This window comes from Nitrospira sp. Nam80 (assembly GCF_965152575.1).
Genome location: NZ_OZ224216.1, coordinates 2,891,715 through 2,907,706, shown reverse-complemented (window position 1 = coordinate 2,907,706; position 15,992 = coordinate 2,891,715). Strand labels below are relative to the sequence as shown.

At 58.9% G+C, this 15,992-nt stretch carries 16 protein-coding genes and 1 pseudogene; 1 reads left to right on the top strand and 16 read right to left on the bottom strand.

The annotated features are described in order from the left end of the window. Positions 1 to 36 precede the first annotated feature (36 nt). The 7 genes and pseudogenes from zwf to ACWGXE_RS13585 form a co-directional block, all read right to left on the bottom strand. Positions 37 to 1,416, bottom strand: a complete 1,380-nt coding sequence (gene zwf, locus ACWGXE_RS13615) for a glucose-6-phosphate dehydrogenase (RefSeq protein WP_447598329.1) — start codon at positions 1,414 to 1,416, stop codon at positions 37 to 39. A 20-nt stretch (positions 1,417 to 1,436) separates the two neighbouring features. Then, positions 1,437 to 2,267, bottom strand: coding sequence for an ROK family protein (locus ACWGXE_RS13610; protein ID WP_447598328.1), 831 nt, complete (start codon positions 2,265 to 2,267; stop codon positions 1,437 to 1,439). Between the two features lie 234 nt (positions 2,268 to 2,501). Beyond that, the gene (locus ACWGXE_RS13605; protein WP_447598327.1) at positions 2,502 to 3,416 is read right to left on the bottom strand and encodes an NAD(P)-dependent oxidoreductase; all 915 of its coding nucleotides are present in this window, start codon (positions 3,414 to 3,416) and stop codon (positions 2,502 to 2,504) included. Between the two features lie 225 nt (positions 3,417 to 3,641). After that, positions 3,642 to 3,851, bottom strand: a pseudogene (locus tag ACWGXE_RS13600) (oxidoreductase); the annotation flags it as partial. Between the two features lie 59 nt (positions 3,852 to 3,910). After that, positions 3,911 to 4,336 (bottom strand): CBS domain-containing protein, encoded by a 426-nt coding sequence (locus tag ACWGXE_RS13595; RefSeq protein WP_447598326.1) that lies wholly within the window; start codon positions 4,334 to 4,336, stop codon positions 3,911 to 3,913. 111 nt (positions 4,337 to 4,447) lie between these two features. Then, positions 4,448 to 5,002, bottom strand: a complete 555-nt coding sequence (locus ACWGXE_RS13590) for a hypothetical protein (protein WP_447598325.1) — start codon at positions 5,000 to 5,002, stop codon at positions 4,448 to 4,450. Between the two features lie 171 nt (positions 5,003 to 5,173). Beyond that, entirely contained in the window at positions 5,174 to 6,175 is a 1,002-nt protein-coding gene (locus ACWGXE_RS13585) for a lactonase family protein (RefSeq protein ID WP_447598323.1), read from the bottom strand. 443 nt (positions 6,176 to 6,618) lie between these two features. Between ACWGXE_RS13585 and ACWGXE_RS13580 the strand changes: the two genes are divergently transcribed. Further along, on the top strand, positions 6,619 to 8,067 hold the full coding sequence (locus tag ACWGXE_RS13580) for a B12-binding domain-containing radical SAM protein (protein WP_447598321.1): 1,449 nt from the start codon (positions 6,619 to 6,621) through the stop codon (positions 8,065 to 8,067). Between the two features lie 167 nt (positions 8,068 to 8,234). On the opposite strand, the gene ACWGXE_RS13575 is transcribed toward ACWGXE_RS13580, so the two are convergent. From ACWGXE_RS13575 to ACWGXE_RS13535, 9 genes are all read right to left on the bottom strand, one after another. Then, a complete protein-coding gene (locus ACWGXE_RS13575; RefSeq protein WP_447598320.1) occupies positions 8,235 to 8,876 on the bottom strand; it encodes an NAD(P)-dependent oxidoreductase in 642 nt (213 codons plus the stop codon). Between the two features lie 328 nt (positions 8,877 to 9,204). Continuing rightward, positions 9,205 to 9,483, bottom strand: a complete 279-nt coding sequence (locus tag ACWGXE_RS13570) for a hypothetical protein (protein WP_447598319.1) — start codon at positions 9,481 to 9,483, stop codon at positions 9,205 to 9,207. A gap of 15 nt (positions 9,484 to 9,498) precedes the next feature. Continuing rightward, positions 9,499 to 9,657 carry a hypothetical protein gene (locus ACWGXE_RS13565; RefSeq protein WP_447598317.1) on the bottom strand — a complete coding sequence of 53 codons (159 nt, stop codon included), beginning with the start codon at positions 9,655 to 9,657 and terminating at the stop codon, positions 9,499 to 9,501. 64 nt (positions 9,658 to 9,721) lie between these two features. After that, positions 9,722 to 11,221 carry an aldehyde dehydrogenase family protein gene (locus tag ACWGXE_RS13560; protein WP_447598315.1) on the bottom strand — a complete coding sequence of 500 codons (1,500 nt, stop codon included), beginning with the start codon at positions 11,219 to 11,221 and terminating at the stop codon, positions 9,722 to 9,724. Positions 11,222 to 11,282: 61 nt separating this feature from the next. Next, positions 11,283 to 11,807, bottom strand: a complete 525-nt coding sequence (locus ACWGXE_RS13555; protein WP_447598314.1) for a hypothetical protein — start codon at positions 11,805 to 11,807, stop codon at positions 11,283 to 11,285. Between the two features lie 60 nt (positions 11,808 to 11,867). Next, a complete protein-coding gene (locus ACWGXE_RS13550; protein ID WP_447598312.1) occupies positions 11,868 to 13,010 on the bottom strand; it encodes an NAD(P)-dependent alcohol dehydrogenase in 1,143 nt (380 codons plus the stop codon). A 55-nt stretch (positions 13,011 to 13,065) separates the two neighbouring features. Next, complete coding sequence (locus ACWGXE_RS13545; protein WP_447598311.1) at positions 13,066 to 14,613, bottom strand: FAD-binding oxidoreductase; 1,548 nt, start codon at positions 14,611 to 14,613, stop codon at positions 13,066 to 13,068. A 138-nt stretch (positions 14,614 to 14,751) separates the two neighbouring features. Continuing rightward, complete coding sequence (locus tag ACWGXE_RS13540) at positions 14,752 to 15,633, bottom strand: hypothetical protein (protein WP_447598310.1); 882 nt, start codon at positions 15,631 to 15,633, stop codon at positions 14,752 to 14,754. A gap of 14 nt (positions 15,634 to 15,647) precedes the next feature. Further along, a complete protein-coding gene (locus tag ACWGXE_RS13535) occupies positions 15,648 to 15,989 on the bottom strand; it encodes a c-type cytochrome (RefSeq protein WP_447598309.1) in 342 nt (113 codons plus the stop codon). Between the last annotated feature and the right edge of the window lie 3 nt (positions 15,990 to 15,992).

Below are 15,992 nucleotides of genomic sequence, written 5' to 3'. Positions count from 1 at the left end.
CAATCCATTGAGAATGCTGTGAAACGCGCTGTCCGTTCACGCGTCCGCTTGCGGGTTGTGCCAGCCGCTATCGCAAATGAGCCGATCAGCCTCCTTTGGTCCCCACGTGTTCGGCTCATACTCATACAGCGGTGTGACGGCTCCCAAGATCGGTTCTACGACACGCCAGGCGGCTTCCACGCCGTCCTCTCGCGCGAAGAGGGTGGGATCGCTTTTGACGGCGTCTCCCAGAAGACGCTCATAGGGGTCCATCTCGTCGCCGGAGCAATGGCGCGCGACGAGCTCGATCCGTTCTCCCCTCATGGCTTCTCCGGGAACCTTGGCCTTGGTGCCCAAAGCGATCAGCACGTCGGGGTTGAGCCGAAAACGAAAATGATTTGCGAGCGGCCGTTCAGTTTCATCCAGCACGGGGCAAGCGGGTGGCTTCAACTGCACCACCACTTCGGTCGCCGTCACAGGGAGGCACTTGCCGGCCCGCACGTAAAACGGCACTCCCGCCCACCGATCGTTGTCGATGTGAAACCGGAGCGCGGCGAATGTTTCGACCTGCGAGTCGGAGGCCACGCCTTCCTCGCGACGGTAGCCGCGGAACTGGCCCCGTACGACCTCCGATGGATTGAGCGGCCGGATCGCCTCCAGTACTTTTGCCCGCTCGTCCCGCATCGACTCATGGTCATTTCCGGCCGGCTCTTCCATGGCCACCGAAGCGATCACCATCAACATGTGATTCTGCACCACGTCTCGGATCGCCCCCGCCTCCTCATAGAAACGGCCGCGGCCCGCCACGCCGAACCGTTCGGCCATCGTAATTTGCACGCGTTCGATGTAGCGATGGTTCCAGCCGTTTTCAAAGAGCGGATTGGCGAAACGAAAGTAGATGAGGTTTTGGACCGGCTCTTTTCCCAGGTAATGATCGATTCGGAAGATGGCCTGTTCCGGGAAATGGGTGCGCAGCTTGCGGTTGAGAGCCTGGGCCGAACCGAGGTCTCGGCCGAAGGGCTTCTCGACCACCACCCGCGTGTGGTCTCCGAGGCAGCCGGACTTCGCCAAGCCTTCGATCACAGTGGGAAACATGCTCGGAGGAATGGCCAAATAGTACAAGGGCCGTTGGGCGGCGCCGAGTTCCTTGCGCAATCGCTCGAACGTCGCCGGTTCGCGGTAATCGCCGCTGATATATCGGAGGAGGCCCGAGAATCGTGCGAAGGCCTGCTCATCCAGGTCTCCATGCTTCACCACGCTATCGCGGGCGCGGTTCCTGAATTGTTCGAGGCTCCACTCGCTCTTCGCGACTCCAATGACCGGCATCGCGAGATGGCCGCGCCGTACCATGGCTTGGAGAGCGGGAAAGATTTTCTTGTATGCAAGATCACCGGAGGCGCCGAAGAAGACGACTGCGTCGGATTTCGCCGTGACCATGAGTACTCCTTTCCAAGCGGCTACCTTCTTGAGTGACTCACATCCGACTTCCGCTCAAAGGGTCCCCGTCGAGATGGCCTCGTAGTCGGGCCCGCGTCCGAGCCTCTTTCCATATGGCCGCTCCTCACGACAGTGGCAGGACGCTCGTCCTGCCAGGCTTCTTCCCAGAGGCGAAAGCCGCCGCTGAAGGCATGCGTGTTGTCGCCGAGGCGGGCGCCTTCCGGCAGATGTTTGAGTTTTTTGGCATTGCCGCCGCCGAGTACCACGTAATCTGCTTGGAGGGCTTCTCGGAGCGCCGCCACCACATCACACACATACCGGCGCCACTTCTTCTTTCCGTACCGTTTAAGCCCGCGCAAGCCGACGTAGTCCTCGTACGTCCGGCCTTTCCTGTATCGTAAATGCGCCAGTTCCATCGGCACGAGCACGCCGTCGGTGATCAGCGCGGAGCCCAAACCGGTTCCCAGCCCCAGGAACAGCATGCGGCCGCCTTCGTAGCTGCCGAGTGCCTGCATGGCGGCGTCATTGAGCACCTTGACGGGACAACCGAAAGCCGTCTCGAAATCCAAGCCTGTCCATCCATCGCCTAGGTTCTTCGGTTCGACAGCTGGCCTGCCATGCAGCACGGCTCCCGGGTATCCCAGCGCGATGACATCATAGGACCAATCGGCGGCGAGCTGCCGAACCGATTCCACCATCTGTTGCGCAGTCATGGTCGGGCCGGAACGCACCTTTCGCGGTGCGCGTTTTCCAGTAGCCATCACTTTCAGATTCGTCCCGCCCACGTCAACGACCAGCACCCTGGGAAGACGAGACTGTACTTTTCCATTGTTCTTCACTCCCTCTGCCATGGTCTTCTCCCTTCCGTGTCAAGCTTCCGGCTGTGCAGGCGAACAGGGTCTCATCGAACGTTGATGCGCCATGCTCTCGTCAATACCGTTCTTTTTGACCAAGATCAAGGCTACAGCTCAACGCCGCCGGTCCGGTGGACTATTGAACCAACGCCTCAGATGTGCGCAGGCCGTCGAAGTCCGATAAGGAGCGCCGTGATTTGAGGGAGCGAGGCAGCCGGCAGTACAGTCGCCTCATTGTTTTTCTTTTCCGATGTGAGCAGAGGCCATGCCTGCGTCCTGCGCCACGGCCAATGCCACGGCGGCCCAATCGAGATGTCCCCATCCGTTCGCGATCGTGGCCAGGAAACGATCATGAAGGAGACTGGCCAACGGCATCGGCATCGTGCTCATCGCCGCAGTGTCCAAGACGAGGTTCACATCCTTGAGTCCCAGCGTGACCGTAAATCCCGGAGGTTGGTACCGCCCCTCGGCCATCGCTTTGCCATATACCTGGTAGGCAGGACAGGCGAACAAGGTGTTGGAGAACATATCAGCCAGTGCGCTCCGATCGATGCCGTGTTTCTCTCCCAGCGTGAGTGCCTCTGCCAGCGCTTCCATCATGGCGGCGAGAAGGAAGTTGCCGGCTACCTTGACGACGTGCGCTGCGCCGGGTTCTTCGCCAAAGTCAAAAATGCCTTGTCCCATTGCCTGCAGGACGGGCCGTACTCGTTGCTTCGCTTCGTGAGGACCTGAGACACAGATCCAGAGCCGGCGCGCTGCCGCTGCGTCGGGCCGTCCAAACACCGGAGCGGCGAGATAGGCGACCTCGGACCGGTGATGATCTTGCGCGAGACGACGCGCAAGTCGGGGAGAGATCGTGCTCATGGACAGATGAACGCCGCGGGGGCCCAGGCGAGCGAGGAATCCGTCTGTGCCTGACGTAACGCTCTCCAACGCGAGATCGTCCGCGAGCATGGTAATGACGATGCCGCCGGGCTCCGCCGTTTGGGTAGGATGAGCCGCGAGCGTCGCCCCTCGCGCCACTAACCCGGCGGCTTTCTCCGGCGTGCGGTTAAACACGGACAGCGAATAGCCGGCTGTGAGTAGATTATCCGCCATCGCTTGTCCCATACGCCCGAGCCCGATGAACCCGATTCGAGTCGCCATGATGCCGCGCCTCTCTTACCTAGCTCTCTTCCGGCACCGCATGGTGTTCAGCGAAGCAGCCACTCAATGTCTTCCGGTCCACCGGCATTCGCGCGTGGGATCCGTCCGGAGCGGCTCTCAGATATTGAACGGGCCAAGGGACCTCATGGCCCAGTTCGCGCGCCGCGTGCAGCGGCCAATAGGGATCCCGCAAGAACTCCCGCGCAAGCAGCACGAGATTGGCCTGTCCTGCGGACTGATCCGTCCTTCAGGGGTCACGGCTGTCGCCTCGGCCATGACCAGGCCCGCTCCGCCCACCGCGCGACTGCCCAGATGCACGAAGTGCCAATCGTTCGCCACACCGTCCTCACAGGAATACTGGCACATCGGCGAGACGGCGATTCGGTTCTGGAATGTCACGTCCCGCATCGTGAACGATTCAAAAAGATGCGCCATGGTCACGCTCCGTTATTGCAGGTCTATGCGAGTTGATACCACAGCACATCCGCGCCGCATCACACTTCGATGCCCATCCCGAGACCGATGCGGGCTCTCAGTAAATCGTGGCGGGTAACCGAATAGGCCACTCTGCCTTGCTTGATCACCGGCAGAATCAACAAGTGCTTTTCCTTCATCAGGCGGATGGCATCGGAAACGGTGGTCGAGGCGTCGGCGACGAAGTGTTCCTTATTCATGAGTTGATCCGCTGTGACCGTGGCCAAATTCTGACCGGATTCGATCGCGCCAAGCAGATCGAACTCGCTGACGAATCCGATAAATTTGCCCGCGTCATCAACGATCGGCGCGCCGGAGCTGTGAGCGGCCAGTAGTTCGACCGCGATGGCCAGTCCGCTTTGCTTCGCGCGGAAGCGCAATGTGTGGGTTCCGGAGATTTGTCCGATCGTGCTGATCCCGCCCCATGGTGTGCCTGGTATTGTCATTACTCATCCTCCTTATGATGATATGCCGCCGCCTTGATAAAAACGGTCTTGTCATTCCATGTGTGAGAGAGTCTGCAATTCCTAACGGGACTAATCAATAGACGGGACGCGTTATAAAACCTTTGCCTCCAGCGCCGCTTGAATGAATCGTGTCATGCAGTCCGCGGTCCCTTTTCGAATCAGAATACTGTCTTGTGCCAGCGTATTAGGTCCAGACTGAAGCGACGAGCACTCCCAGGTAAATGGAGCGTGGTAGTGAGACTGAACAGTATATGTCGCGTGCAATTCAAAGAATCGCTCAACGCCATTTCTCACATCGACATAAAACCGTGTAACGGCACCACGGATGACGAACGGACTCGACTTCTCTATAGCGTAACCGGAATGAACCAATTCCTCTTTGAGCGCTTCCGTAAAGAACGAGCTGATCTCCTGAGAAAGAAACAACTCCGTCCTGGCGGCCCGGTTGGTTTCTACTTCGCGAGGTCTTACTCGATCGTTTTCGGCAGCTTGGTATCGGAATGGCAAGACCGTCAGCGCGCCTTGCCCCTTCCAGGGATTGGTTGGTTCATAATCGATAGACAACATGCGTCCGCAGCCTATGAGCAGCGCACACAGGACATAGGCGGCTACGGCATGAGAACTGTTATGCGAAAAAGACTTCACGGCAAAAAGCCTCCATGTGCTTGGCTTATGATTCGCGCGAGCAGTCCTTGTTTCCGGCCTGTGAAACGGCGAAGAAAGTAATGCTCACGGCGGGTCGTGTAACGTTCCGTTGGTATCGTGAGGTCGAGCGAAGGTGTCTTCCGGACTTCTGCCCGCCGCGCATTGGAACGCTCACTTGGGCAATGCAATGATTTCGATCCAGTTCGGCCCTCGACCAACATCCACGCGTGCACGCTGCCGCAGCGCTCCCGTCCGCCCGTCGATCTCGTATGTGCTTAAGGCGTTGGACTGTTCTCCCACCGCAAGAAGATATCTACCTTCGGGGTCGATAGTGAAGCCGCGCGGCTGGCTCTCGGTCGGATAGTGTCCAATGAGTGTCAGTGTGCCGTCATTGATTCGAAATGCCGCGATGGTGCTCGAGCTGCGCTCGGAGGCGTACAGAAATTGTCCGTCCGGATTCACGTGGATGTCGGCGGCCCATGGCTTTTTTTTGTGACCGGAAGGCATCACTGATACCGAGCCGAGCAGGGTCAGCGTGCCGGACTTGCTGAGGTCATACATGTTCACGGTGCCGTTCAGCTCGTTGGTGCAAAAGGCCCGGCGGCGATCGGGGTGAAATACGAGATGACGAGGACCGGCTCCTTTTTGGGTCGAAACAGCCGGTGGACTGTTCGGCGTGAGTTCCCCGGTCGTCTCGGCGAATCGATACTGCAGGATAGCATCGGCTCCCAAGGTGGGAACGAATACGAACGTGTTGGATGGATCGGTCACGATACAGTGCGGATGCTTACCGGTCGGGATGACGAACTGCGGCTTCGGGCTGATCTCGCCGCGAGCACCGACGGCATTAACGGCAATTTTATCACCGAAATATGAGGCGCCCAACAGGTAGCGCCCGTTCCGGTCGACGAAAAGATAGGCCATCTTGTCGACCGCAGGGACGGTTTGTATCGGACGCAGCTTGCCGGTGCTCGAATCGATGTCCCAGCTGCTCACCGAAGGCGGGTCCGAGGTCAATGACGCGTACAAGTATTTCCGGTCGGGATCGATCGCCAGGTGCATGACCTCTCCGGCAGCAGGGACGTTCTCTATCAGGCGTATCGTGCCGTCTCGCTGATTCAGCTCCAGGACGGAGATGTCATGGCTGATGGCGTTCGCGACATAGGCGATCATGCGAGGAATTCCTCCTATCACATAGTCCGTTACACTGCTTGCCTTGCTTCACGCGGCTCATACTTTTTATCGCGTCATCGGTGATGGTGCTCTGGAAAAACCGACCGTCTCGCCACGCGCCGCATCCTTGCTTGCCGTGCCAGATGAACAGCAGGCTGGCGACAATACGGAGGAGGGCGTACGCCTGGGGCTCATACGGTTTCATGAACGTCGGCATGTCATGACCTCCTTGTGCGACGACAGCTGTTACTGAGATCGGCGACCGGCGGTTCCAACAGAGTGAAAGCCTTCATATGACGATAGTCGCGGCGCCATCTTTGAGCAAGACTCGTCGTACTTGTACGCCTGATCTTTAATTGCGCCATTGATCGAAGCTGGCTCGCGTGGAAGAATGATCCGAGAGCTACAAAGATACCTGTCGCCACGATCGCGCGGAGGGAACCATGGGACGCCAGAAAATCGGTCTCATTATTCCGCATCCCGAAGAGCAGAAGTGGGACACAGTCTGGAAGCTGTTCCGCACGCCCAATTTGAATCTTCCCACCCTCGCGGCACTGATACCCGAGGAGGAATGGGACATCGAGATTCAAGACGAACTCGTGGGGCCGATTGATTTTACCCGCGAGTATGACCTTGTCCTCGTCACGGTAACGACCTCCGTAGCATTTCGCGCCTACGAGGTCGCGAGGCTCTTCCGTCAACGTGGCGCCAAGATCGTATTAGGCGGCATTCATCCCTCGACGCTGCCCGAAGAAGCGGCCCACCATGCGGACGCCGTCGTGATCGGGGAAGGGGAATTGACGCTGCCGCGGCTCCTTAATGACTTCAAGAACAATAAGCTGGAGCGGTTGTATCGCATGCCCCACATGGTGCAGGAATGGGATCAGCGACCTCCTCGTTGGGATCTCCTGCCGAAGGGTTACATGTTCCGGGAAGCGTTGACTGCCACCCGTGGCTGCAACTATCGCTGCACGTTTTGCTCGATCCATTTGGCGCTGGGGGGCGGCCAGTACGGCTATCGCAGAAAATCTCCGGCCGAGGTGGTCAAGCTCGTCGAACAGATGACAGGGCCGATGGTCATGTTCTGGGACGACGATCTTCTCTCGGACCCGCCCTATACCAAGGAATTGTGCTTGGCGCTGAAGCCGTTGAACAGGCGGTGGATGAGCCAGATGAGCGCGACCTATGTGGCGCATCATCCCGAAATGCTGAAAACTCTTGCGGATAGCGGCTGCTCCGCGATGTTCATGGGAATCGAGTCCATCAACCAGGATTCGCTCAAATCGGTGGGCAAGCAAAACAATGCAAATCTCTATGAAGAATTAATCCGCCGCATTCACGGCCATGGGATGGATATTCATGCCGGTTTCATCTGTGGTCTGGACCACGAGGATGTGTATGACTTCGAGCGGACGGCGGAATGGGCGACTCGCATGGGGTTGTGCGGAGCAATCTGGCGCATCCTGACTCCCTATCCGGGCACGCGGCTATTTGAAGAGCTCAAAGCGGCGGGCCGGCTCTTGACGACGGACTGGACCTGCTACAGCGGAGAACATGTCGTCTATCGTCCGGCGAAGATGACGATTGAGGAATTGTACTGGGGACAGAAATGGGCAAAAGGACATTTCTATTCGTATCAATCAATCGGCCGGCGGATGGTGAGCCGAGCCAAAGAGAACGGCCCTCACGAGCTGCTCAACACGCTCGGCTCGGGGCTGGGCTATCGCTCCATGTTTCGCCTCGCAATGGATGAAGTGTCGGTTGACGTCTACCGGGATCTCAAGCACTTGCCTCCGCAGCCTTCGCCTGTGGCGTACCGTTTTCCTTACCCCCCGAAGAGGGGAACATTCGAGTGCATTGCTTCGCGATTCAAGAAACCCGCGTTACACTAAGCTCTCATCGACTGAATCGTGAGCACTGTATGGACGCTATCAGTATGTCTTCCTTTCTTGTTTGTTGTGTACTCGCGAGAGTGGAGCGCAGGCGGATCCGATAGCGGCGGCCGGCGTTCCACCCGTTCTATCCAGAGAGGGGAGATTCCCTAGTGGTCGGAGGTTGCTCAGTAGCCCACAGTAAACCGTTGCCGGATATGGGCCGGGCGTTCCAGTTCGTCAATCATGGCCACGGCATAATCCTGGGTGGAAATACTGCTGTTTCCATTCGGATCGGCGAGCAACTGATCGGTGCCTAGCCGAAACTTTCCGGTGCGCGCGCCTGGTTGCAGCATTGCCGCGGGGCTGAGGAACGTCCAGTCAAGATCCGGTTCGCCGCGTAACAAGTCCAGCACATCGGCGGTCGCACGGGCCGTCCCTTTCCACTGTTCAGGAAAATCAGGCGTATCGATCACGCGAAGTCCGGGTTTGACAGTGAGGCTCCCGGCTCCTCCCACCACGAGCAGTCGCTTGACGCCGGCCCGTTTCATGGCGGTGATCATCGCCTTGATCCCGCTCACGTGTTTCTCCCTGATATCCGGGTCCGTCTTGCTCGGGCTAAACGCACTGATCACGGCATCCTGTCCGGCCAGCAACCCTGCCATCTCATCTGCATCGTAAATATCGCCTTTCCGGGCATGAAGCTTCGCACGCGGCGCCAGCTTCTCCGGATGCCGAACGATGGCCGTGACCTCATGGGCGCAATCCAAGGCTTCTTGTAAGATTGCCGATCCGACAAAGCCGGTGGCCCCTATTAGTGCGAGTTTCATGGTGCATTTCCTCTCAATCAGTGCGGTGTCGGCCTTTCGACTCCTCCGCTATGAGTCATCGGTGTGTGGGGCCTCACCGCCACAGTTTATCTGCACAGACACAGTGAGGCCGCGAGGGTTGTGGCATGGCAGCATCTTCAACCAGGAGCGTGCAACGTAAACACCGTCCGACGTAAGCTGTCTCTGACAAGCCGGTTACTCTCCCGTCTTCTGTCCAGGCGGAACAGCTACATCGGCCACCCGGTTGTCCCCATCGATCAGCAACACGATCGCTTCTCCCTTAGGCAAGGCCCCGATCCTTTTCCGCATCGAAGGCCGAACTTCAAAATCATGCTCTTGACCGTGCTTGGGTGCGAATCTTGTAACTCGTTTCTTTGTCGTCTTCGGTACGGATCAGCACCCTGTCATGACCGATCACCAGCGGCTGGGCAATCTGCCCTTTCAATATGTGGTGCTTGTGTCCTATCGGCTTCCCCGATTCATCCAGCAGGTGATAATCTACGAGCAGGTTTTGATCGTTGATGGTCAACTCCATGACAGCGCCGATTTTGATTTCGGGAAATCCCTTCTCTGTCGCTCCCTTCAACGGGATATAACGCGGCTCCATCTCGCCGGTGTTGAGTTAAAGTTGTTCCCCTTTAATCTGTTCGACGGTCCCCTTGACGTGACGTTCTCCTTGTAAGAGGGGAGCGTCGCTATCGCCCGACTCCGCTGGAGCGCCGACGAACATGGTCAGCGTGAAAATGATACCTGCAATCGGGACCCAATGTTGTCGTGTCATGGCAGGCCTCCTTCGGTTAGACGCACACGGTGAGTCAGCTCTTGCCAGTCACATCACGGCACGCTCAAAACGGAAATTGGCGCGGCTGGTGTTGCACACTGACCCAATGGTCCGTGGTGAATTCCTCAATAATCCAATCGCCGCCGAAGCGCCCGAGCCCGCTGTTCTTCTCGCCGCCGAACGGGCAGTTCGGTAGATCATTCACCGGCTGGTCGTTCACGTGCGTCATGCCGGCCTTGATTTGCAGTGCCACGCGGACGCCGCGCTCGACGTTCCCCGTGAACACTGCGCTCGAGAGCCCGTACTCTGTGTCGTTCGCCACGCGGATGGCTTCCTCTTCGCCGGTCACTTTGATAATCGACACGACCGGGCCGAACATTTCATCTTGCGCGATTGGCATGTGGGGCGTGACATCGGCGAACACATGAGGCGGGAGCAGGAGACCCGTGGGATCGCCGCCGGCCGTTTGTCGGGCTCCAGCGGACCGGGCGTTTTCGATATGTTTCATCAACCCCTCGAACTGGGACTTATTGATGATCGGCCCAATTGCCGTGTCAGCCTTATTCGGGTCGCCGATTTTGAGGCCACGCACGCGGGCGGAGAAGCGCTCGACGAACCGGTCATAGATCTTGGCATCCACGATGAGACGGTTCGTGATCATGCAGATCTGTCCCTGGTGAAGAAATTTTCCGAAGACGGCGGCGTTGACCGCGAGATCGACATCCGCATCGCCCAGAATGATGAACGGGCTGTTCCCGCCGAGTTCCAGCGCCACCCGCTTAATCATGGGACTCTTGGTGGCCAGTTCCGCGATGCGCCGGCCGACCGGCGTGGAGCCGGTAAACGAGATCACGCGAGGAACCGGATGGAGCACGAACGCATCGCCGATCAGATTCCCGGGGCCGACCACGACGTTCAAGACTCCTGAAGGGACGCCGGCCTCTTCATAGATCTTGGCGAGCAGGAGCCCTCCCGTGACCGGAGTGTCCGAGGCGGGCTTGATCACGACGGCATTGCCCACGGCCAGCGCCGGCGCTACCGAACGGTTGCTCAAGTGTAGAGGGAAGTTCCATGGGCTGATCACCCCAACGACGCCGACCGGCTGCCGATATACGCGGTTCTCCTTGCCGGGAACATCCGAGGGCAGAATCCGGCCTTGGACCCGGTAGGGAGCGGACGCCGCTTCCAACATGATCGCGTGAGCAGAACCCCATTCGACGTTTGCTTTCAGGCGCGTGCTGCCCGATTCCTTGATGAGCCAGGTGAGAATTTCTTCCTTGCGCGCTTCCATGAGATCCGCGGCGCGGCGGAGAATAGCAGCCCGGTCACCGGGCAACGTGGCCGCCCATTTCGCTTGCGCGGCAGCGGCCGCCTGGTAGGCTTCGTTCAGATCCTGTTCATCGGCGAGGGGAATACGGACCAAGATTTCGTCCGAATAGGGATCGCGATCTTCCGCCACGCGACCGCTTCGTCCGCCGCGCCATTGGCCGTTCAAGGGCATGCGGTCGAAGCCGTCATAGGCGCTCACGAAGATCGGCTCCTTCGTTGCGGCGGGCTGTGCCATGATGTACTCCTTCGTTTAGAGGCCCATTCTGCGAGTGAACTTGCGCGCAGCATGTTGAACGTCACGGCAGCGAGTAGGTCATGTTCGGCCAGGCGGCATAACCATAAATTCGTCCTTCTTCTTTTCGCTCGATATTGATTCCGCCGACGAACGGCGTCGTCCCCGTGATGCCCGTGAAGGCGCCGATTCCCCACGAAAATGAGAATTCGCCCCGGCAGTCATCTTTCTTTCCGGTGCAACGCATTTCTCCATAGGCCACATCTTTTCCTTCATGGGCCGACATCATACAGAGCGCGGCCTGTCGCTCTTCCCTGTTATCGGTGATGCGAACCACGGCCTGGCAGTCGATTTTGGCTGCATGGATTTGCGAACGGCCGGCACCTTGGGGATGTCGGATGAACATGGTTCCCGTGATGGCGCCGGTAAAGACCCGGTCGGCGTCTCCGAGATTCTGAATCACCCCGGTTCCATTCCAGCTCGCAGTGGCTTCACCCGCTTCGATGGTTTTCGCCTCGGCGACGAAAATGAGGCTGAGGCTCGTGATGACCAGCGTAGCGATCGAGACAATGCTCTGTGTCAGTCGCATGATTCCTCCGTTGATATGTGGCCCGCAGCAGCGGGCATGCCTCGCCGCCAACCTCATATGTCAGTTTCGCTGGTCGGACTCTAGACGGACAATCGGCTTAATCGTGACGCCCTTTTCGCTGTCTTCCGCCGCCTGGTTGATCTGGTCCAGGCTGTAGAACTTCACCAGCTTGTCGAACGGGAATCGTCCCTGCTGGTAGAGTTCCACGAGAGCCGGGATAAACAGATCCGGAATGCTGTCGCCTTCGATAATGCCGAGAATGGTCTTGCCGGTCGTCATGACCCCATTCACGTCGAAGCTCGCTTCGGTACCCAGCGCCGGCGCTCCCACGATGCCGCAGGTCCCCCGGATCGCGAGTGCGTCGATCGCATGACGGAGCACGGCAGGCCGGCCGCTTGATTCGAGCGTGAAATCAGCGCCTCCTCCGGTGATGTTGCGGACGGCCTCGATCGGGTCGGTCTCTTTACTGTTCACGGTGTGGGTCGCCCCGAGTTCCTTGGCCAGAGCAAGACGGGAGGGGACGACATCGGCGGCGATAATGATCGTCGCCCCAGCCACCCGTGCGGCCATGACCGCGCTCAAGCCGACCGCGCCTCCACCGAACGTCGCAAAGCTGCTCCCTGGACTGACTTTCAAGGCATTCATGACGGCGCCCGCGCCGGTTTGAATGCCGCAGCCGAGCGGGCCGAGCAATTCCAGCGGCGCATTGTGTGAGACTTTGATGGCATTACGCTCATGGGTCAGGGCGAAGGTGCCGAACGACGACTGTCCGAAGAAATGATCGTGCACCGCTCCTTGCTTATCATGAGTGGCAGTACTCCCGTCTTCGCGGGCGCCGCCGAAGTTCAATGCATAAAAATTGGCGCAGTAGGTCAGATCGCTGCGCAGGCAGGGGATGCAGTGGCCGCACCACATGTAGGTGAGCACGACGTGGTCGCCGGGCTTGAGCTTCTTGACTCCGGCACCGACTTGTTCGACCACGCCTGCCCCTTCGTGGCCGAGCACGACCGGCATCGGGACGGTGTAAAGTTGGTCGCGAGCCACCATGTCGGTGTGGCACATGCCGGTCGCCACGATCCGCACCAGCACCTCGCTGGAGCGCGGCTCATCCAACGTCAGTGTTTCGATTTGGAACGGGCCGCCCTTTTTGCGGATCACCGCTGCCGTGATCTCCTGGGTTTGACTCTTGTCATTGCTTGTCATTGCCGTGGTCCTCTGACTCGCCGTGGTGAAGCGGTTGCTTTCGCGGATTCGCCCGTTACAGCCTGATGCCGGATTTGCCCGGCGCCAGGATACCGTTGGGATCGAGTGCGTGCTTCAGCGCGCGATTGACGGACCGCTGAATAGGATCGTAGGTCCCCGCAACCTTGTCCATAAACGCCGTGTTGGTGCGGTACGATCCGTATCCTTCGGCCGAAAATTCCGTGATCAGCTCATCGAAGCACTGATAGGCCGCGTTGGTCATTTCCGGATCTGTGCGGTCAAATAGCATATCTAAAATATGGTGCATGTCCCGCATGCCGACGATAAACTCGCCGGTATAGTCCAACCCGTGTTTGGTCAGGATGCGCTTGGCCATCGCCATCTGCTTCAGGGTCTCGCTGCCCCGCGCTTGACACACGGGCGCAAACCACAGCGACCCGCCGCCCCCGCGCCAGTTGTAGAGATTGAACTCCCTCAGGTCCATCCCGCCGCGCATGAGGGCCGCCCGATAACTGAACTGAGAGTCATCGCCGGCATCCTCTTGCGTCAAGAACTTCGCCTTGCCCGACTTGCCGAAAGCCTCGGTGACGATTTTCCAATGCACGTCCACCTGTTCCTTCGTGCCATAGAGCGCGGCCGTAACGTTCCAGATCCCCATGTTGTGATCCTTGACCAATTGCCGCACCGCTTCATCCGAAATCGAACCGGCCCCGGACACGTAGTCGCTCCTCTTGGCCTTCAACGGCGCTTCGTAGAGCGCATGGGCAATAACCCCTGAATTGGGGATGATTCCCGTGAGGCGCAACGGCCTCATGGTCTCCACGATCTCCACGACGTCTTCTTCGTTTTGGTATTGAATCATGAAAGGTTTGTACACCGGCGGCGCCGGCTGGAGCCAAAAGCCGAATTTCGTGACGATCCCGTAATTGGACTGCGTGAAGATTCCGTCGAGATACGGGCCGTAGCCCCACTTGAAGACCTGCCAGGTGTTTGATTTAGGCAAACCACCCATGGCCGTGCGGAGGACTTCGCCGTTCGCGAGGACCACTTCCATGCCGCAGGCATTGAGGAAATGCTCGCCGTAGGGCGTATACCCGACGCCCCGGTCCAGCGTATTGCCGGTCGGCCCCGCAATGGCGGAGGGCGCCGGAACGGACAACCACAGGGCCAATTTATGTTCCTGGAAGTAATCGTAGAGCTGCCGATAGGTGACGCCGGGTTCGACGAGGGCATAACAGAGGTCGCCATCGACCTCGAGAATGCGGTTCATCCGATGCAGGTCCAGCACGACCTGCCCCCGTTCGGCCGGGCCGGCCGAGCCGTAGCCCAGGTTTTTACCTGTTGAAATGATCCAAATCGGCACTTTGTGCTTATTGCACACGCCGACGAGTTTCTGGATCTGCTCCACCGTCGTCGCCAGAATCGCTGCGGACGGCGTATGGTTTTCCTCGGACACCGGCATCATGACTTTCGCGTACGGGGCTAGTTGTCCCGCCTCCGTCAGCACGTTGCGGTCGCCCAAGATCTGTCGAAACTCTTTGATGGCAAGATCAAACGTCTGTTCCGAAACTCCCTTCGGCAACGCGATGTACTTGCTGGCCATGCTCTCTCCTTCCGCAGGATGTTGAAACAGCCGCTGTTACACCAGCCCAGCCCTTGTGGGTCTCGGCACGCCGGGGTGCGTGGGCGAGTTCAGCGGCCGGTTTGAACATCTTGGTGGATGTGATCCCATCAGTGTTTGTTAGACATCCAAGATGAATGAGGTGAACCGTTCCGCAGGCTGCGTCCTTCTTTCATCGCTCAACCGGCGCACAAATGCACGGCCCGTGCAGGATTCTCGAACAGAAGCCGCCCCCAAAGCCGAAGCCGTCACGGCGTAACCGACGGACTCTATCCAGTTCCGGAACTGCCAGGTCACCGATTCTCCGGCCCGGGCTTGTGGTGGAATCGGAATCCACTTCTGTGTTGTGTCGAGGCCGAGGAGTCGGCTCCCTGCCGGGAAAGAACAACCCGAACAATGCACATGGACTGCGTCCGATCCGGTGAATCGGTGAGAGAAGAATTCCGGCGCCCCCCAACTCGTAACGCCGTGTTTCATCCCGGCCGGTTCCTGAAGAAAGCGTTCCGTGATGGCAAAGCCGACCGATTGTTGCATGAAGTGCGAAGCCAGCAGCCCTCCCGCCCCGTGGTCGGATGAGGTCGAGGCGAAATCATGCCGGAGATGACAGGGTGCGTCGTGCGAACAGGCGTGCATCCCCATGGATACCAGCGTGGCTCCTGTTGTTCGCACCAGTTCGATAAAAATCATCGCGGCTGCGTCGTCCATGACGGTGATCCATCTTGTCCCCACGCTATGCTCCAAGAGTGTGACTGCCTCATCGTCCCCCGCAAGCAGTGCGCCTTTCAGCGTCACGATCGGTAACCTGCCGCACGCCATGGCGGCGCAAGCTGTTTGGGAGCCATGCGCAAAGGCCTCATCAGCGCTACTGCCGCCCAATAACAACATGCATTGTTTAGGTCTCCGGACAGGGGAGTTTGCGAAAGACCATGGTGGAGTGCCGAGCGCCAGGAGAGTCCCGCTTGCCAGCAATCCTTTCATGAGGCTGCGCCGATCAATGTCCATGGAACGTCTCCTCCTTACTTGTCGGCTGCCGTTTTTGAGATGTACTCGGCCAGCTTCTTGAGTGATTCATCATCGATTTCGCTTGCGCGGAAGGCCGGCATGGCCCGATACCCGTTTCGCACGATCAGGCTGATGTACAGGGGATCGAGGCCGCGGCCACGAATGGTCGGACCCGTTTTGGTCTCATGGCAGAGCGCGCATATCTTCGTGTACACTTCCGCTCCGTCTTTCCACGCAAACCCTTGCTCCGCAGGCTGTTGCGGCGCAGCCCATGCCGCCCCCGCAAGCGTGGCGGCAATGACCAGCGCCGTCAAAGTCAGCGCGGCCGCCGCGTTGTCCGTGGTCGTCTTTTCCATATC